This window comes from Streptomyces sp. ADI95-16 (genome assembly GCF_003721495.1).
Classification (GTDB): Bacteria; Actinomycetota; Actinomycetes; order Streptomycetales; family Streptomycetaceae; genus Streptomyces; species Streptomyces goshikiensis.
Window position 1 is genome coordinate 6568232 of sequence record NZ_CP033581.1, and the last position, 18147, is coordinate 6586378.

19 protein-coding genes are annotated in these 18147 nt (G+C 72.2%); 14 read left to right on the forward strand and 5 right to left on the reverse strand.

The features are described 5' to 3' along the window. Positions 1-184 precede the first annotated feature (184 nt). The 3 genes from EES41_RS29315 to EES41_RS29325 all read left to right on the forward strand — a co-directional run bounded on the left by EES41_RS29315 (position 185) and on the right by EES41_RS29325 (position 2660). Positions 185-628 (forward strand): ImmA/IrrE family metallo-endopeptidase, encoded by a 444-nt coding sequence (locus tag EES41_RS29315; protein WP_199848577.1) that lies wholly within the window; start codon positions 185-187, stop codon positions 626-628. Beyond that, positions 618-1799, forward strand: a complete 1182-nt coding sequence (locus tag EES41_RS29320; protein ID WP_123081018.1) for an MAB_1171c family putative transporter — start codon at positions 618-620, stop codon at positions 1797-1799. Before EES41_RS29315 ends, EES41_RS29320 begins: the two co-directional genes overlap by 11 nt. A 75-nt stretch (positions 1800-1874) precedes the next feature. After that, on the forward strand, positions 1875-2660 hold the full coding sequence (locus EES41_RS29325) for an SDR family oxidoreductase (protein WP_123081019.1): 786 nt from the start codon (positions 1875-1877) through the stop codon (positions 2658-2660). Here EES41_RS29325 and EES41_RS29330 read toward each other — a convergent pair. Further along, positions 2647-4284, reverse strand: a complete 1638-nt coding sequence (locus EES41_RS29330) for an ABC-F family ATP-binding cassette domain-containing protein (protein WP_123081020.1) — start codon at positions 4282-4284, stop codon at positions 2647-2649. The genes EES41_RS29325 and EES41_RS29330 overlap by 14 nt on opposite strands. 101 nt (positions 4285-4385) lie before the next feature. Here EES41_RS29330 and EES41_RS29335 point away from each other — a divergent pair, with 101 nt between their 5' ends. Beyond that, a complete protein-coding gene (locus EES41_RS29335) occupies positions 4386-5339 on the forward strand; it encodes a GlxA family transcriptional regulator (RefSeq protein ID WP_123081021.1) in 954 nt (317 codons plus the stop codon). Positions 5340-5596: 257 nt separating this feature from the next. Continuing rightward, positions 5597-6223, forward strand: coding sequence for a DJ-1/PfpI family protein (locus EES41_RS29340; protein ID WP_123081022.1), 627 nt, complete (start codon positions 5597-5599; stop codon positions 6221-6223). Here EES41_RS29340 and EES41_RS29345 read toward each other — a convergent pair. Further along, a complete protein-coding gene (locus EES41_RS29345; RefSeq protein WP_123081023.1) occupies positions 6210-6980 on the reverse strand; it encodes an enoyl-CoA hydratase/isomerase family protein in 771 nt (256 codons plus the stop codon). The genes EES41_RS29340 and EES41_RS29345 overlap by 14 nt on opposite strands. 202 nt (positions 6981-7182) lie before the next feature. Between EES41_RS29345 and EES41_RS29350 the strand changes: the two genes are divergently transcribed. Then, on the forward strand, positions 7183-7725 hold the full coding sequence (locus EES41_RS29350) for an ATP-binding protein (protein ID WP_123081024.1): 543 nt from the start codon (positions 7183-7185) through the stop codon (positions 7723-7725). A 37-nt stretch (positions 7726-7762) separates the two neighbouring features. On the opposite strand, the gene idi is transcribed toward EES41_RS29350, so the two are convergent. The 3 genes from idi to EES41_RS43200 all read right to left on the reverse strand — a co-directional run bounded on the left by idi (position 7763) and on the right by EES41_RS43200 (position 9996). Continuing rightward, positions 7763-8362, reverse strand: coding sequence for an isopentenyl-diphosphate Delta-isomerase (gene idi, locus EES41_RS29355; RefSeq protein WP_037798562.1), 600 nt, complete (start codon positions 8360-8362; stop codon positions 7763-7765). 252 nt (positions 8363-8614) lie between these two features. Beyond that, the gene (locus EES41_RS29360; RefSeq protein ID WP_123081025.1) at positions 8615-9415 is read right to left on the reverse strand and encodes a cyclopropane-fatty-acyl-phospholipid synthase family protein; all 801 of its coding nucleotides are present in this window, start codon (positions 9413-9415) and stop codon (positions 8615-8617) included. Positions 9416-9825: 410 nt separating this feature from the next. Continuing rightward, positions 9826-9996, reverse strand: a complete 171-nt coding sequence (locus EES41_RS43200; protein WP_254211600.1) for a hypothetical protein — start codon at positions 9994-9996, stop codon at positions 9826-9828. Between EES41_RS43200 and EES41_RS29365 the strand changes: the two genes are divergently transcribed. From EES41_RS29365 to hpnC, 8 genes are all read left to right on the forward strand, one after another. Then, on the forward strand, positions 9991-11589 hold the full coding sequence (locus tag EES41_RS29365; RefSeq protein WP_254211601.1) for a CDP-alcohol phosphatidyltransferase family protein: 1599 nt from the start codon (positions 9991-9993) through the stop codon (positions 11587-11589). The genes EES41_RS43200 and EES41_RS29365 overlap by 6 nt on opposite strands. Then, the gene (locus EES41_RS29370; RefSeq protein ID WP_123081027.1) at positions 11586-12338 is read left to right on the forward strand and encodes a sugar phosphate nucleotidyltransferase; all 753 of its coding nucleotides are present in this window, start codon (positions 11586-11588) and stop codon (positions 12336-12338) included. The genes EES41_RS29365 and EES41_RS29370 overlap by 4 nt, the downstream gene beginning before the upstream one ends. Next, on the forward strand, positions 12326-13387 hold the full coding sequence (locus EES41_RS29375) for an iron-containing alcohol dehydrogenase family protein (protein WP_123081028.1): 1062 nt from the start codon (positions 12326-12328) through the stop codon (positions 13385-13387). The genes EES41_RS29370 and EES41_RS29375 overlap by 13 nt, the downstream gene beginning before the upstream one ends. Further along, positions 13365-14144: a CDP-alcohol phosphatidyltransferase family protein gene (locus EES41_RS29380; protein ID WP_174261761.1), complete on the forward strand. Its 780-nt coding sequence runs from the start codon at positions 13365-13367 to the stop codon at positions 14142-14144. Before EES41_RS29375 ends, EES41_RS29380 begins: the two co-directional genes overlap by 23 nt. 8 nt (positions 14145-14152) lie before the next feature. Continuing rightward, on the forward strand, positions 14153-15025 hold the full coding sequence (locus EES41_RS29385; RefSeq protein ID WP_123081030.1) for a glycosyltransferase family 2 protein: 873 nt from the start codon (positions 14153-14155) through the stop codon (positions 15023-15025). Positions 15026-15121: 96 nt separating this feature from the next. Then, on the forward strand, positions 15122-16051 hold the full coding sequence (locus tag EES41_RS29390) for an ABC transporter permease (protein WP_123081031.1): 930 nt from the start codon (positions 15122-15124) through the stop codon (positions 16049-16051). Beyond that, positions 16044-16826, forward strand: coding sequence for an ABC transporter ATP-binding protein (locus tag EES41_RS29395; protein ID WP_008742783.1), 783 nt, complete (start codon positions 16044-16046; stop codon positions 16824-16826). Before EES41_RS29390 ends, EES41_RS29395 begins: the two co-directional genes overlap by 8 nt. 365 nt (positions 16827-17191) lie before the next feature. Then, positions 17192-18121 (forward strand): squalene synthase HpnC, encoded by a 930-nt coding sequence (gene hpnC, locus EES41_RS29400; RefSeq protein WP_174261762.1) that lies wholly within the window; start codon positions 17192-17194, stop codon positions 18119-18121. The last annotated feature ends 26 nt before the right edge of the window (positions 18122-18147 follow it).

Genomic DNA, 18147 nt, shown 5'->3' on the forward strand with positions numbered 1-18147 from the left:
GGGCTTTCCGTTTCCTCCCTCCAGGACCGCACTCCCCGAGGCCGCCTTGAAGGCACAGGTCACCATGCCCATGCCCACGCACGCCTACCGACGCTGCCCGAGAAAGGGTCCGAAGAGGGATCACATGCCCCACCGGCAACTCAACTTGCGTAAACGCTGCGAGATGATTCTCAGCCATCTGGATTTGTCTCATCCGTTTTGCCTCGAAGGCCTCTGCGAGCGCATAGCCGAACAGCGCGGCCGCCCCATCCGGATCCACCCGCTCCCCAAGGAAGCGGCCGAGTCCGGCGTCTGCGGACTGTGGGTCGGCACCGACACCGTCGACTACGTCTTCTACGAGGCCCAGACCACCCCGCTGCACCGGGAGCACATCGTGCTCCACGAGCTGGGCCACATCCTCTTCGGCCACCACTCCCTGGAGGGCCAGGACACCGAGGGCGACGGCGTCCCCACCGTCCTCGGCCGCACCAACTACACCACCCGCCAGGAGCAGGAGGCCGAGATGCTCGCCAGCATGATCCGCATCCGCGCCTCCGGCACGGGCCTCCTCCCGTCCACCGCCCGTGGCACCCTGGCCCGGCTGGAGTCCGCCATGGGCTACGAGCGAGGGCCGCACGATGGCAGCTGACCTCACCGACTTCGGCAACTGGCTGGCCGTCCCCAGCGTCGTATGCCTCTGGATCGCGGTCCTGCTGCGCGCTCCCGGGGCCCTGCGCTCCCCGCAGCAGCGCGGACTCTGGCTCGCCGTCGCCACCGCCGCCGCCGCGATGACCCTGAACCTGCCCGACGTCGTCGCGTACGCCATGCGCCGCGACCCGGGCTACGCGCACACCATCGGCCTGGTCCGCAACCTCATCGGGGTGCTGTCCGCCGGCGCCGTCCTCTACTTCGTCGCCGCCGCCACCCGCGGCCGCCGGCTCCAACTCGCCGCCTGGGTCGGCACGCTGGGCTGGCTCACCGCCCTGGTCGCCCTCGACGCGGCCGCGCCGGCCCACGGCACGCACACCATGCCGCCCGTCGGCGAACCGGTGCCCTCCCTCGCGTACTGGCTGGTGCTGATCTCCGCGCACCTGGCCGCCAACACCATCTGCGTCTTCGTCTGCTGGCGCTACGGCAGCCGCACCGAGAGCCGCGGCCTGGCCCTCGGGCTGCGGCTGTTCGGCCTCGGCACCGCGCTGGCCGGCCTGTTCTGGTTCGCGTACCTGCTCAAGGCCCTCTTCGACAGCACCTGGGCGATGCCGGCGCTGCCGCTGATGATGAACCTGCACGGGCTGCTGCGGGCCGCCGCGATCCTGGTGCCGACCCTGTTCACCCTGCGCCGCAGCGCCGCCGACATCGCCACCGCATGGCGGCTGTGGCCGCTGTGGCGCGACCTGGTGCAGGTCGTCCCGCACGTCGCGCTCAACAAACCCCGGGCCGGGCGGCTGCTGGAGCTGCTGTGGCCGCCGGTCCCGCGCGACATGCTCGTGTACCGCAAGGTCATCGAGACCCGCGACGCGATCCTGATCCTGGGGGAATACGTCGCCCCGGGCGTCCCGGAGCTCGCGCGCAGCCACGTCGCCGGGACGGGGATCCCCGAGCAGCGGCGGACGGCGGCCGCGCTGGCCTGCGTACTGAAGGAGGCGCGGCGGGCGAAACTCGCCGGGCTGCCGCAGCAGGCGGGGGAGACGGTCGCGCTGGAACTGCCCGCCGCGATCCAGCCCCCGGCGGAGGGCGGCGACCTGGCGGACGAGGCCCGGTTCCTGGTGCACGTGGCCGAGGCCTACGGATCGCCCGAGACCACGGCCTTCACCCCGTGACCACCCGAACCTCCCGACGCGCCCGTAGCGCGTGAACCACCCGAACCACCCGAACCGCCCGGAAGCGAGCCCGCCTTGACCACCGTACTGATCACCGGGGCCAGCGCCGGTCTCGGCGCCGCCTTCGCCCGCGGCTTCGCGGCCAAGGGCTGCGACCTGGTCCTCGTGGCCCGCGACAAGGACCGCCTCGAAGCCCTCGCCGCCTCCCTCGGCCGGGAGTTCGGGGTGGCCGCCGAGGTACTGCCCGCCGACCTGCTGGATGCGGCCCAGTGCGCCGGCGTCAGCGAACGGCTCGCCGACACCGGCAGGCCGGTCGACATCCTGCTCAACAACGCCGGCTTCGGGCTGCCCGCGCCCTTCCCGTACAGCCCGGTCGAGGACGAGGAGCGGATGCTCGACCTGCTCGTCAAGGTCCCGCTGAAGCTCACCCACGCGATCCTGCCGGGCCTGCGCGAGCGCCGCCGGGGCGCCGTGCTGAACGTCTCCTCCGTGGCCGGACTGCTCCCGACAGGGACGTACGGGGCCGCCAAGGCCTGGATCACCGCCTTCAGCGAATCGCTGCGGGTGGACATGGAGCCGTACGGCGTCCGCGTCCTGGCGGTGGTTCCCGGCTTCACCCGAACCGAGTTCCAGGAGCGCGCCGGGATGGACGTCAGCGCCCTGCGCGACGCGGTGTGGCTGGAGCCCGAGGCGGTGGTCGCCCAGGCCCTCAAGGACCTGGGCCGGCGCCGGCCGGTCAGCATCACCGGCTGGCGCTACAAGGCGTACGCGACCGCCGTCCGCCACCTCCCGCGCGCCTTCGTGGCACGGAAGATGGCCCGCGGCCGGCGGCCGCCCGCGGACGCGACTACAGCTCGCTGACCTTGCCGTCCGCGACCACCAGACGGCGGGTCACCTGGACGGCGTCCAGCATCCGGCGGTCGTGGGTGACCAGCAGCAAGGTGCCCTCGTACGCCTCCAGGGCGGACTCCAGCTGCTCGATCGCCGGGAGGTCGAGGTGGTTGGTCGGCTCGTCCAGCACCAGCAGGTTCACCCCGCGGCCCTGGAGCAGCGCCAGCGCGGCGCGGGTGCGCTCGCCGGGGGAGAGGGTCCCCGCGGGGCGCAGGACGTGCACCGCCTTGAGGCCGAACTTCGCCAGCAGGGTGCGGACCTCGGCCGGCTCGGTGTCCGGGACGGCCGCGCAGAAGGCCTCCAGCAGCGGCTCGTCGCCCAGGAACAGGCCGCGGGCCTGGTCGACTTCGCCGACGAGCACGCCGGAGCCCAGGGTGGCCGCGCCGGAGTCCGGTGCCAGCCGGCCGAGCAGGACGGCGAGCAGGGTGGACTTGCCGGCGCCGTTGGCCCCGGTGATCGCGACCCGGTCCGCCCAGTCGATCTGGAGGCTGGCCGGGCCGAACAGGAAGTCCCCGCGCTTGACGGAGGCCTCGCGCAGGGTGGCCACCACCGAGCCGGAGCGCGGGGCGGCCGCGATCTCCATGCGCAGCTCCCACTCCTTGCGGGGCTCGTCGACGACTTCGAGGCGCTCGATCGCGCGCTGCGTCTGGCGGGCCTTGGAGGCCTGCTTCTCGCTCGCCTCGCTCCGGAACTTCTTGCCGATCTTGTCGTTGTCGGGGGCCTTGCGGCGGGCGTTCTTGACGCCCTTGTCCATCCAGCCGCGCTGCATCGCGGCCCGGCCCTCCAGGGAGGCGCGCTTGTCGGCGTACTCGTCGAACTCCTCGCGGGCATGCGTACGGGCGCGCTCGCGCTCCTCCAGGTAGGCGTCGTAGCCGCCGCCGTAGAGGTTGATCTGCTGCTGGGCCAGGTCGAGTTCGAGGACCTTGGTGACGGTGCGCGTGAGGAACTCGCGGTCGTGGCTGATCACGACGGTGCCGGCGCGCAGCCCCTTGACGAACTGCTCCAGCCGCTCCAGACCGTCGAGGTCCAGGTCGTTGGTGGGCTCGTCGAGCAGGAACACGTCGTAGCGGGACAGCAGCAGCGAGGCGAGCCCGGCGCGGGCCGCCTGGCCGCCGGACAGCGCGGTCATCGGGAGGTCCAGGCCGACGGCCAGCCCGAGGTCGTCGGCGACCTCCTGGGCGCGCTCGTCGAGGTCGGCGCCGCCGAGGTTCAGCCACCGGTCGAGGGCCTCCGCGTACGCGTCGTCCGCGCCCGGGGTGCCGTCGACGAGGCCCTGCGTGGCGGCGTCCAGCTCCGCCTGCGCGGCGGCGACGCCGGTCCGGCGGGCGAGGAACTCCCGGACGGACTCCTCGGGCCGGCGGTCGGGCTCCTGCGGCAGGTGCCCGACGGCCGCCCCGGGCGGGGAGAGCCGCAGCTCACCGGTCTCGGGGGCGTCCAGCCCGGCGAGCAGGCGCAGCAGGGTGGACTTCCCGGCGCCGTTGACGCCGACGAGGCCGATGACATCGCCGGGGGCGACGACGAGGTCGAGATCGGCGAACAGCGTGCGCTCACCGTGCGCGGCGGTGAGCTTCTTGGCGACGAGGGTTGCAGTCATGATGTCCCGATCCTATCCGCCGGCCCGTCGCGCCCGGCATGGCCGGATAGGTGGGATACCCGTCATTGCGGCCACCGCCGCTCCCGTCACACCATGAGGCCATGTCGTTGCGAAACGTACTCGTCGTCCTCTACGACGGGGTGCAGAGCCTGGACGTCACCGGCCCGGTGGAGGTGTTCGCCGCCCTCGACCACATCAGTGGCCGGAGCGGCTACCGGATCCGGACCGTCTCCCCGGGCGGGACGCCGGTCCGTACGCACAGCGGGCTGACCCTGGTCCCGGACGGGGACCTGGAGGGTGCCCGCCCGGGCCCCGGCACCACGCTGCTGGTGCCCGGGGGCCGGCGAACGGCCGACTTCGAGCCCCGGCTCACCGGCTGGCTGCGGGCCCACGGGGGTGGCGCGGAGCGGCTGGTGGCCGTGTGCACCGGAGCGCTCCTGCTCGCCGAGGCCGGGCTGCTGGACGGCCGCCGGGCCACCACCCACTGGAACGCGTGCGCGCTGATGGCCCGGGACTACCCGGCCGTGTCCGTCGAGCCGGACCCGATCTACGTACGGGACGGCCGGGTCGCGACCTCGGCCGGGGTCACGGCCGGGATCGACCTCGCGCTCGCGCTCGTGGAGGAGGACCACGGACGGGACGTGGCGCTGCTGATCGCCCGGCACCTGGTGGTCTTCCTGCGCAGACCGGGCAACCAGGCCCAGTTCAGCGCCCAGCTGGCCGCCCAGACGGCCCGGCGGGAGCCGCTGCGGGACGTCCAGCAGTGGATCACGGAGCATCCGGGCGGGGACCTGAGCGTGGCGGCGCTGGCCGCCCGGGCGCGGCTGTCGCCGCGGCACTTCGCGCGGGCGTTCCAGGCGGAGACGGGGGTGACGCCGGGGCGGTACGTGGAGCGGGTCCGGGTGGAACACGCAAGGCGGCTCCTGGAGGACAGCGCGGACGGCATCACGGAGATCGCCCGCACCTGCGGCTACGGCACCCCGGAGGCCATGCGGCGCGCCTTCGTGAAGACCCTGGGCCAGCCCCCGGCGGAATACCGCCGCCGCTTCGGCTGACGCCGCCCGGCCCGCTCCGGGGCGGGGCCGGTGACGGGGGTGGGGTGGGGTGTCGTCCGGGACGTAGAACGTGATTTGTGGCGCGCGGTACCGCCGCACGGCGACAGCGCCCGACCAGGCGCCATAAAACATGCAGTCCCGGACGACACCCCACCCCACCTCCGGCGCCGGCCCCCCGACACCGGCCCGGCCGCCGCGACCGTACGACCCCCACGGGATCCCGGTCAGGGCTCCCCGATCACTCCTCCGGAGGAACCATGCAGATCGCCGTACTGCTCTACGACCGTTTCACCGCGCTCGACGCGATCGGGCCCTACGACACCCTCGGCAGGCTGCCCGGGGCCGAGGTCGCGTTCGTGGCCGAGCGGCCCGGGCCGGTGCGCAACGACTCCGGGTCGCTCGCGCTCGTCGCCGACAAGGGGCTGCACGAGGTGACGCGGCCCGACATCGTCATCGTGCCCGGCGGCCCCGCGCCGGAGGTGGAGATGGAGAACCCGGCCGTCCTCGACTGGCTGCGGGCGGTCGACGCCACCAGCACCTGGACCACCTCCGTCTGCACCGGCTCGCTGCTGCTCGCCGCCGCCGGGCTCCTCGACGGCCGCCTCGCCTCCTCGCACTGGATGTTCCTCGACCGGCTCCCCGCCTTCGGCGCCCGGCCCACCGGCGAGCGGGTGGTGTTCGACGGCAAGTACGTCACCGCCGCCGGGGTGTCCTCCGGCATCGACATGGGCCTCGCCCTCCTCGGCCGGATCGCCGGGGACGAGGTCGCGCAGACCGTGCAGCTGATGACCGAGTACGACCCCCAGCCGCCCTACGACGCCGGCTCGCCGGACAAGGCTCCGGCCGATCTCGTCGCCCGGCTGCGCGCGGTCAGCCCGCTGTAGTCCCGGCGGCGGACCCTGCCGTCGTCCACGTGAACGACGGGGTCCGCCGTTCCAGGAAGGCGGCGACGCCCTCCGCGGTGTCGCCGCTCCCGGCCGCCTGCGCCGTCCAGTACGCGTCCCGGTCGGTGCGGCCGTCCGCGAACTCCTTCGCCGCCGCCTGCGTCAGCCGGGAACGGCCGGCGAGCACGCGGGAGAAGTCCGCCACCCGCTTGACCAGCTGCCCGGCCGGCAGCAGCTCGTTCAGGAACCCGGCCCGCAGCGCGTGCTCCGCGTCGATCAACTCCGCCGAGAACAGCAGGTACTTGGCCATCGCCGGGCCGACCAGCCCCGCCAGCCGCCGCGTCGAGGAGGCCGGGTAGACGATCCCGAGCCGCGCCGGGGTCACCCCGAAGGAGGCGCCCTCCTCCGCGAACCGCAGGTCGCACGCCGCCGCCAGCTGGCCGCCGCCGCCCACGCAGAACCCGCGGATCGCTGCGATCGTGGGCTTCGGGAACGCGGCGAGGGCCTCCTCCGCGGCCACCGCCAGCGCCTGCGGGTCCTCGTCCCCGGCCAGCGAGGAGATGTCCGCCCCCGCGCAGAACGTGGGACCGGCCCCCGTCAGCACGAGCACCCGTACGGCCGGATCGGCGGCGAGCCCCGGCAGCAGTTCCGGGAGTGCGCGCCACATCGCCGCCGTCATGGCGTTCCGCTTGGCGGGGTGGGAGATGACGACGGTGGCGACCCCGTCGGCCACCGTGTGGAGGAGGGATGCGTCCATGCGCCGGATGGTATCCCGGCCGGTAAAACCATGATCAAGGGAGTCCGGCCGAGCCGCCATCGGGCCGACGAGAGCCCCCCGAAAGATCAGGAACGGTCGAACAACTGACGCTGTCATACGCCAACGGTCAGAAAGCGTCCGATTGACGCTGAATTCTGGTCAGCGGACCGGTCCGGACCAGGCTGTTCCCCAGTCTTGACGCGTGGAGACGATCGAGCGTGAAGACGGGGGCCGGAAGATGGAAGACAGCGGGAACGTCCCGCCAGCCGAGGGGGGTGAGCCGGAGGCTCCGGCGGACCCCCTCGCGTACGAGGGAGTGTGGCGCTTCACCGCGCCAGCGGTAGAAGAATCCGTTCCGCAGGCCCGCCGCGCGGTCCGGGACCTGCTCGGGCGGCAGGGGGTGCCCGCCAACCAGGACCTCGTGTACTCCCTGCTGCTGATCGTCTCCGAACTGGTGACGAACTCGGTCCGGCACGCCGCCCTGCTCTCGCCGGAGGTCGCGGTCGAGGTCGCGATCGGCCGGGAGTGGGTACGGGTGGCCGTCGAGGACAACCACCCGTACCGTCCCAAGGCCCTGGAGGCGGATTTCGCCCAGACCGGCGGCCGGGGCCTGCTGCTGGTCCGCGAGATCACGCTGGAGGCCGGCGGGGTCTGCGACGTCGAGCACACCTCGACGGGCGGCAAGGTCATCTGGGCGGCCCTGCCGCTCACTGCCCCCGCCGCCGCCCCGACACCCGCCGTCTGACGCCGCCCGGCACTGCCCGGCACCGCCCGAGGACCCGCTACCAGCCCGCGGCGTCCCCGGTCAGCTCGCGGATCGCGGGCCGGGCCGCGTCCAGCACCGTCATGAACCAGGCCGAGAACGGCACCTCGGCGTGCCGCTTCGCCAGCTCCTCGGCGGTGACGAACGCGGTGTCGCCGACCTCCTCCGGATCCGGCCGCAGGTCCGCCTGCGCCAGTCCCACGAACAGGTGGTTGAACTCCTGCTCCACCAGCCCCGACGCCGGGTCCGGGTGGTTGTAGCGCACCGTCCCCGCCTCCGCGAGCAGCGAGGGCGACAGCCCCAGCTCCTCGTGGGTGCGCCGGGCCGCGGCCGCGAACGGCGACTCCCCCGGATAGGGGTGACCGCAGCACGTGTTCGACCAGACGCCGGGGGAGTGGTACTTCCCGAGGGCCCGCTGCTGGAGCAGCAGCCGCCCCTGCTCGTCGAAGAGGAACACGGAGAACGCCCGGTGCAGCAGGCCGGGCGCCTGATGGGCGGAGAGCTTCTCCGCCGTGCCGATGGTGTTGCCGGACTCGTCGACCAGTTCGAGCATGATCGGTTCTTGAGTGCCGGTGCCGGTGGACGCGCGGTTCGCGGCGGTGGCTGGTGTGGTCGGCATACCCATCCTTCGCTTCGGACTTCGGCCTTCAGTCTGCCGTACAAAAGAGGCTTGTCCCCACTTCGGTGATCCGCGCATGTCTGCCCCCCGCCGCGTGATAGGTGACGGGGGACAGACCGACTCTCGCGGGGTCGGACACCGAACGGGGCCGGATACCGGATCGTGCCCACCGGGACCGGTACGGAACCGTCCGGCACGAGCGCCGCCACCGAACCGTCCGGGCCCTCGGCCACGTCAGGACGGCCCGGGAAGTCAGGAGCCGTCCGCCCGCAGCACGTACCCGGTGTACCCGTACTCGTGCCCGTGCCGCGACCGTACGTCGAGCTCCTCGCGGGTCGCGGCCAGCGCGGCCGCCATCGCGGGAGCCCCGGCCCCGGCCCCGGACAGTGCGCGGACCCGCTCGGCGAGCGGGCCGTAGTACTCGTCCCAGTCGGAACCGGGCAGGCGGAAGACGCCCAGCACCCGGTATCCGGCGGCCTGGGCGGCCGCCAGGTTGCCGGCGGTGGAGCGCAGCGCGTACGGGGGGTCCCAGAAGGCGCGCGCCCCGGCGGACGGCTCCGGCACGGTCCACTCGCACTCGGTCAGCACCAGGGTGGCGCCGGGGGCGAGCAGCGGCTTCCAGCGCGCGAGCGCGGTGTCGAAGCCGATCGTGTAGGCGGAACCCTCCGCCCACACGAGGTCGAAGGAACCGCCCCGACAGGGGAGTGCGCCCATGTCCGCCTTGACGGGGTGGACGCGGTCGGCGAGCCCGCGGGCCGCGGCGGCGGTGCGGAGCTCGTCGAGGAACGGGCCGTACAGATCGACGGCGGTCACCTCGGCGCCGTCGCCCGCCTCCTCGGCGAGCAGCAGCGCGCTGCGGCCCGGGCCGCAGCCCAGGTCGAGGACGCGCGGCCGCTCGGGCAGCGGTCCGCACAGGGACAGCAGGTGCCGGGTGGTCGCGTCGGAGCCGGGGGCCTGCCGGGGCAGCCCGCGGTGGAGTGTGAAGAACGCCTCAGTGAAGGCCTCGGTGTACGCGGCGGTGGAGGCGTCGGTGGAACGGGTGGTGTCGGTCAACGTGAACCCTTGGGAAAAGGGGCACCGGCCGACGGGGCCGATCGGTGTGATCAGGCCCGGCCGGACGCCCGGAAGACGGTGGGGACGTACCGGAGTGCGCCGTGCGTGACAGCGACCACTGCGACGGTCATCAACCCACCTCTTCTCTTGACGTCGCCCACCGTAACACCCAGGCGGTTTGTGGTCCCTCGCCGTGATCGTCAATGATGATCACGGCATGCGGGCCGCCCGCCCGGAGCCCGGGAATCTTCGGCTTATCGGGGCGTAAACAGGTGGTGAACCCCCGCTTCCAATCATCCGATAGCCTCTGCCGACGTGCTGCCGCCCCGCCGGGCACGCGTTCCGCGTTCGTTGCCAAGGAGTGAGTTCGTCTGCCGACCGTCATCCTCACCGGCCTGCCGGTCCCCGGATCACCCCTGGCGGACGGGCTGCGCTCGCTCGGCTTCGACGTCCGCTCCGTCGCCGGGCAGGGGAACACCGAGAACACCGCGAACACCGATGAGATCGCCGCCGCACTGGCCGACGTACCCGCCGACCAGCGGGTCGCCGTCGTCGACAGCGAGTTCGTCGGGCACGTGCACGCGCTGCGCCTCGCGCTGACCGATCCCCGCTTCGACGCCTGCGCCGTCCCCGGCGCCCTCGCCGTCCAGCCGGCCGCCCGCGCGGCCCTGGACAAGGCCGCGGCGCTCGCGCCCGGCGGCGCGGGCCCGTACGCCGACCGGCTCGCCGCCGCCGTCGAGGCGGCCGGGACCACCGTCCAGCGCCCCGAGCTCGGCACGCTCGTCGCCACCGTCCCCGCCACCACCGCGGAGCGCGACGCGGCGGTCGCCGCCGTCGCCGCCGTGGACGACGAGGCCGTCCGGCTGCGGACCGCCGTGAAGTCCCGAGACGGGTTCTTCACCACCTTCTTCATCAGCCCGTACTCGCGCTACATCGCCCGCTGGTGCGCGCGCCGCGGCCTGACCCCGAACCAGGTCACCACCGCCTCGCTGATCACCGCGCTGATCGCGGCCGGCTGCGCCGCGACGGGCGACCGCTGGGGTTACGTCGCGGCCGGTGTGCTCCTCCTCGTCTCCTTCGTGCTGGACTGCACCGACGGGCAGCTCGCCCGTTACTCGCTCCAGTACTCGACGCTGGGCGCCTGGCTCGACGCGACCTTCGACCGCGCGAAGGAGTACTCCTTCTACGCGGGCCTCGCGCTCGGCGCCGCCAGGAACGGGGACGACGTCTGGGCCCTCGCGCTCGGCTCGATGATCCTCATGACCTGCCGGCACATCGTCGACTTCGCCTTCAACGAGGCCAACCACGACGCCACCGCGAACACCAGCCCCACGGCCGCCCTGTCCGGCCGGCTCGACAGCGTCGGCTGGACGGTCTGGGTCCGGCGGATGATCATCCTCCCGATCGGTGAGCGCTGGGCGATGATCGCGGTCCTGACCGCCTTCACCACCCCGCGGATCGTCTTCTACGCCCTGCTCGTCGGCTGCGCCTTCGGCGCGCTCTACACCACCGCCGGCCGGGTGCTGCGCTCCCTGACCCGCAGGGCCACCCGGACCGACCGGGCCGCCCAGGCCCTCGCCGACCTCGCCGACTCCGCGGTGCTCGCCTGGACCGGCGGCCCGCGCCCCGGCAAGCGGCCCTCCCGCGCCGCGCTGTGGCTGGCCGCCGCCGGCGCCGTGATCGTCATCGGCGAGGCCCTCAGGTCGGACTTCGGGTCCCCCTGGGTGATCGCCGCGGCGATCGGGTACGCGGGGTTCTCGGCCGCGGCGGTCGCCGCGCCCCTGAAGGGGCCCCTGGACTGGCTGGTCCCGCCCGTCTTCCGGGTCGCCGAATACGTGACCGTCCTCGTGCTCGCCGCCAAGGCGGACGTGCCGGGGGCCCTCCCCGCCGCATTCGGACTGGTCGCGGCGGTCGCCTACCATCACTACGACACGGTCTACCGCATTCGGGGTGGTTCGAGCGCACCCCCGCACTGGCTGGTGCGGACGACCGGCGGCCACGAGGGCCGGGTCCTGCTGACCGTGGTCCTGGCCGCCGTCCTCGCCCGTGACGCGTTCCCCGTCGCTCTCACGGCCCTGGCCGTGTTCGTGGCACTCGTGGTGCTCGTGGAGAGCATCCGCTTCTGGGTCTCCTCCGGAGCACCCGCCGTACATGACGAAGGAGAACCAGCATGATCGGCCTTGTCCTCGCTGCCGGTGCCGGACGCCGCCTGCGTCCCTACACCGACACCCTGCCCAAGGCCCTCGTGCCCGTCGGCCCCGAGGGCCGGGAGGACAGCCTCACCGTCCTCGACCTGACCCTGGGCAACTTCGCCGAGGTCGGCCTCACCGAGGTCGCGATCGTCGTCGGCTACCGCAAGGAAGCCGTCTACGCGCGCCGGGAGGCCCTGGAGGCCAAGTACGGCGTCAAGATCACGCTGATCGACAACGACAAGGCCGAGGAGTGGAACAACGCCTACTCCCTGTGGTGCGCGCGTGACGTCCTGAAGCAGGGCGTGATCCTCGCCAACGGCGACACCGTCCACCCGGTCTCCGTCGAGCGGACCCTGCTCGACGCCCGCGGCAACGGCCGGAAGATCATCCTCGCCCTCGACACGGTCAAGCACCTGGCCGACGAGGAGATGAAGGTCATCACCGCCGACGGCCAGGGTGTCCGCAAGATCACCAAGCTGATGGACCCGGCCACCGCGACCGGCGAGTACATCGGCGTCACCCTCATCGAGCCGGAGGCCGCCGAGCAGCTGGCCGAGGCGCTGAAGACCACCTTCGAGCGCGACCCCGACCTCTACTACGAGGACGGCTACCAGCAGCTCGTCAACGACGGCTTTGCGATCGACGTGGCCCCCATCGGCGACGTCAAGTGGGTCGAGATCGACAACCACGACGACCTCGCCAAGGGCCGGACGATCGCATGCCAGTACTGACGCGGCTGATCCCCTCGCCGGTCGTCGTCGACATCAGCCGCGGGGCGATGGACGACCTGGCCGGCCTCCTGGCCGACCAGCGGATCTCCGCGTCCGGCAAGCTCGCGATCGCGATCAGCGGCGGCTCCGGCGTGGCGCTGCGCGCCAAGCTGGAGCCCGTCCTGCCGCACGCCGACTGGTACGCCGTCGTCGACGGCACGATCGACTCCGCCGTCAAGCTGGCCGACGACATAAAGGGCCGCCGCTACGACGCCGTCGTGGGCCTGGGCGGCGGCAAGATCATCGACGTCGCGAAGTACGCCGCGGCGCGGGTCGGACTGCCCATGGTGGCCGTCGCCACCAACCTCTCCCACGACGGCATCTGCTCGCCGGTGTCCATCCTGGACAACGACAACGGCCGGGGCTCCTACGGTGTCCCCACCCCGATCGCCATGGTGATCGACCTCGACGTGATCAAGGAAGCCCCGGTGCGGTTCATCCGGGCCGGCGTCGGCGACGTGATCTCCAACATCTCCGCCATCGCCGACTGGGAGCTCTCGCACCGGCTCACCGGGGAGGCCGTGGACGGCCTGGCCGCCGCCATGGCCCGTACCGCCGGCGAGTCCGTACTGCGCCACCCCGGAGGGTGCGGGGACGACGAGTTCCTCACCGTGCTCTCCGAGGCGCTCGTCCTCTCCGGCATCGCCATGTCGATCAGCGGGGACTCCCGCCCGTCGTCCGGCGCCTGCCACGAGATCAGTCACGCCTTCGACCTGCTCTACCCGGGACGCTCCGCGCTCCACGGCGAGCAGGTCGGCATCGGCGCCGCCTTCGCCATGCACCTGCGCGGGGCCACGGACCAGTCCGAGCTCTTCACCCAGGTGCTGCGCGGCCACGGACTGCCCGTGCTGCCCGAGGAGATCGGGTTCAGCGTGGACGAGTTCGTCGCGGCCGTCGAGTACGCCCCCCAGACCCGCCCGGGACGCTTCACGATCCTGGAGCACCTCAACCTGTCAGCCGCCGAGATCAGGGACGCTTACTCCGACTATGCCAAGACCATCCGTAGCTGAACTCCGGCCCGTCGTTCACCCGCCGGGCGTCAAGGACCGGCGCAGTGGCGAGCACTGGGGCGGACGCCTCTACATGCGCGAGATCTCCCTGCGCATCACCCGCGTCCTGGTGACCACCAAGGTCACGCCCAACCAGCTGACCTACGTGATGACCCTCGCCGGCGTCCTGGCCGCCCCCGCCCTGCTGATCCCGGGCATCTGGGGCGCCGTCCTCGGCGTGGTGATGGTCCAGCTGTACCTGCTGCTGGACTGCGTGGACGGCGAGGTCGCCCGCTGGAAGAAGCAGTACTCGCTCTCCGGCGTCTACCTGGACCGGGTCGGCGCCTACCTGTGCGACGCCGCGGTCCTGGTCGGCTTCGGCCTGCGCGCCTCCGACCTGTGGGGCAGCGGCCGGATCGACTGGCTGTGGGCCTTCCTCGGCACCCTCGCGGCGCTCGGCGCGATCCTGATCAAGGCCGAGACCGACCTGGTCGGCGTCGCCCGGCACCAGACCGGCAAGGAGCCCGTCGCGGAATCCGCCGCGGAGCCCCGCTCCTCCGGCATGGCGCTCGCCCGCCGGGCCGCCGCCGCGCTCAAGTTCCACCGGCTCGTCCTCGGCATCGAGGCCTCGCTGCTGATCCTGCTGCTGGCCGTCCTGGACCAGATGCGGGGCGACCTGTTCTACTCCCGGGTCGGTGTCGCCGTCCTGGCGGGCATCGCGATGCTGCAGACGGTGCTGCACCTGGTGTCGATCCTGGCGTCGAGCAGGCTCAAGTGACGACGGCGATGCGGCTGGGCGCCGTGATCATCACCATGGGCAACCGCCCCGACGAGCTCAAGGCGCTCCTCGACTCGGTGGCCCGCCAGCAGGGCGACCCCGTCGACGTGGTCGTCGTGGGCCAGGGCGTGAAGGTCACCGGCCTGCCCGAGGGCGTGCGCAGCGTCGAGCTGCCCGAGAACCTGGGCATCCCCGGCGGCCGCAACGTCGGCATCGAGGCCTTCGGCCCCGGTGGCGCCGATGTGGACGCCCTGCTCTTCCTGGACGACGACGGGCTGCTGGAGCGCACCGACACCGCCGAGCTGTGCCGGCAGGCCTTCGCGGAGGATGCCCGGCTCGGGATCGTCAGCTTCCGGATCGCCGATCCGGACACGGGTGAGACCCAGCGCCGGCACGTGCCCCGGCTGCGCGCCGCCGACCCGATGCGCTCCTCCCGCGTGACCACCTTCCTGGGCGGCGCGAACGCCGTCCGCACGAAGGTGTTCGAGCAGGTCGGGGACCTGCCCGGGGAGTTCTTCTACGCCCACGAGGAGACCGACCTGGCCTGGCGGGCGCTCGACGCCGGGTGGCTGATCGACTACCGCGCGGACATGGTGCTGCTGCACCCGACCACCGCCCCGTCCCGGCACGCGGTCTATCACCGTATGGTGGCAAGGAACCGGGTGTGGCTGGCCCGCCGGAACCTGCCGGCCGCGCTGGTCCCGGTCTACCTGGGCGTCTGGCTGCTGCTGACGCTCGTACGCAGACCCTCGCTGCCCGCGCTCAAGGCCTGGTTCGGCGGGTTCAAGGAGGGATGGACGACCCCCTGTGGTCCCCGGCGCCCCATGAAGTGGCGTACGGTCTGGCGGCTGACCCGGCTCGGCCGCCCGCCTGTCATCTGACAAGCTCTCGTCTGGGAGCATGGCCCCGATCGCGGGTCCCGTGCTCTCAGGCCCGTTCCACTTCTGCCGCATCTTGAAGACGGAAAGTTTCAACTTGTGAGTGACACAACCCACGACGGCGCCCTCGCCACGAGCAGGCCGCTGTCCGAAGACGCGGGACTGAGCCCGGCGGAACTCGCCGGGAAGTACGGCCTGTCCGTCAGCGGCGCCCGGCCGCGCCTGGGCGAGTACGTGCGGCAGCTCTGGGGCCGGCGCCACTTCATCATGGCCTTCTCCCGGGCCAAGCTGGTCGCTCAGTACAGCCAGGCGAAGCTCGGCCAGATCTGGCAGGTCGCGACCCCGCTGCTGAACGCGCTGGTCTACTACCTGATCTTCGGGCTCATCCTGAACGCGGGCCGCGGCATGGAGAAGGGGGTGTACATCCCCTTCCTGGTGATGGGCATCTTCGTCTTCACCTTCACCCAGAACTCGCTGATGGCGGGCGTGCGGGCGATCCCGGGCAACCTCGGCCTGGTGCGGGCCCTGCACTTCCCCCGGGCCTCGCTGCCGATCTCGTTCTCGATGCAGCAGCTCCAGCAGCTGCTGTACTCGATGATCGTGGTCTTCGCCGTCGCGATCGCCTTCGGGAACTACCCGAGCCCGTCCTGGCTGCTGGTGGTCCCGACGCTGGTGCTCCAGTTCGTCTTCAACACCGGCCTCGCGCTGGCCTTCGCGCGGGCGGGCGCCAAGACGCCCGACCTCGCGCAGCTGATGCCCTTCCTCACGCGCACGTGGATGTACGCCTCGGGCGTCATGTTCTCGATCAGCGAGATGCTGAAGGGCAAGCCGGCATGGATCGCGGACGTGCTCCAGTGGAACCCGGCGGCGATCTACATGGACCTGGTCCGCTTCGCGCTGATCGACGACTACGGCGCGAAGAACCTCCCGCCGCACGTCTGGGGATTCGCCGTCGGCTGGGCCGTGGTGATCGGCATCGGCGGATTCGTGTACTTCTGGAAGGCTGAGGAGCGTTACGGCCGTGGCTGAGATCGCACAGAGCAAGGTCCCCACCGTCATCGCCGACGACGTCCACATCGTCTACCGCGTCAACACGGGCAGCTCCGGCAAGGGCAGCGCCACCGCGGCGCTGAGCAAGATAATGCGCCGCGGCAAGGGCGACGCCCCGGGCGTGCGCAAGGTGCACGCCGTGCGCGGTGTCAGCTTCACTGCGTACCGGGGCGAGGCCATCGGCCTCATCGGCTCCAACGGCTCCGGCAAGTCCACCCTGCTCCGCGCCATCGCGGGCCTGCTGCCCTGCGAGTCCGGCAAGGTGTACACCGACGGCCAGCCCTCGCTGCTGGGCGTCAACGCGGCGCTGATGAACGATCTGACCGGTGAGCGAAACGTCGTCCTCGGTGGTCTCGCGATGGGCATGACCCGCGAGCAGATCAAGGAGCGCTATCAGGACATCGTCGATTTCTCGGGCATCAACGAGAAGGGGGACTTCATCTCCCTTCCGATGCGCACGTACTCCTCGGGCATGGCCGCGCGGCTCCGTTTCTCCATCGCGGCCGCCAAGGACCATGACGTCCTCATGATCGACGAGGCGTTGGCCACCGGTGACCGGAAGTTCCAGGTCCGCTCCGAGGCCCGTATTCGCGAGCTGCGCGAGAAGGCCGGCAGCGTCTTCCTGGTGAGCCACAACAACAAGTCCATCCGCGACACCTGCGACCGGGTGCTGTGGCTGGAACGCGGCGAGCTCGTGATGGACGGTCCGACCGACGAGGTCGTGCGCGCCTACGAGAAGCACACCAGCGCCTGACCGGCGGCTTCCGGCCACGGCCCGCAGAGGCCCCCGCCGCACCCGTGCGGCGGGGGCCTCCGCATGCCGGGGGCCGGGACGAACGCGTATTCGGCGGGGTCGCGCACGACATTCAGTAGCGGAGCGAATACCCCTTGGGGCCCGGCGACGTTGTACAGCGTAAGCTGGAGCGATCCTGTATCGCGGCAAGAGTGGACGATTCACCGCAGGTGAAATGGCCTGAAGTACCCCGGGGAAAGTCGGGCGGCGTGTCCGAAATAGGATGACTTGGGTCGGCAGTGTAGAACGGGAGATGTGACGGCAATGGCTACGGGAATTCTCCGGCCCCCAGGCTTTATGGCCGTCCCCGCCCCGGGCGGCGGGCGGTGACCCCGGAGCACGGCATCCGGCCCGCGTCGCACGCGACCCATACCCGCCTCACCCTCGACAAGGCCGCCGCGGAGAATTTCCCGGTCGCCCCCTTCTTCCTTCCCCGCGCCTGGCGCGAGGGCCTCACGGCGGTCTACGGATACGCCCGACTGGTCGATGACATCGGCGACGGCGACCTCGCCCCGGGCGGCCGCGACGCCGTCCTCCTCGGCCTCGACCCCGCCGCCGTGGACGACCGGCTCGCCATGCTCGACGCCTTCGAGGCCGACCTGCTGCGCGTCTTCGGCGGCGCCGACGGCCCGCCCCGCCACCCCCTGCTGCTGGCCCTCCAGCCCGTCGTCCGCGACCACGGGCTCACCCCCGAGCCCTTCCTCGGGCTGATCGAGGCCAACCGCCAGGACCAGCGGGTGACCCGCTACGAGACGTACGAGGACCTCCTCGCGTACTGCGAGCTGTCCGCGAACCCCGTGGGCCGCCTCGTGCTCTCCCTCACCGGGACCAGCACCCCCGAGCGGATCCGCCGCTCCGACGCCGTCTGCACCGCCCTGCAGATCGCCGAGCACCTCCAGGACGTCGCCGAAGACCTCGCACGGGACCGGATCTACCTCCCCGGCCAGGACATGCGACGCTTCCACGTGACCGAAACCGATCTGCTGGCCCCGACCGCCGGCGCGTCCGTACGCGCCCTGGTCGCCTTCGAGGCGGAGCGCGCACGCGAGCTCCTCGACGAAGGCACCCCGCTCGTGGGCAGCGTGCACGGCAGGCTCCGGCTGCTGCTCGCGGGCTTCGTGGGAGGAGGCCGCGCCGCGCTGCGCGCCGTCGGCGCCGCCGGGTTCGACGTGCTTCCCGGCCCGCCCAAGCCCACCAAGACCGGCCTGCTCCGCGAGGTGGCCACCGTCCTGCGCACAGCGCCGAGAAAGGGGTGAGCCCGACCGTGGAGGGCCCCACACAC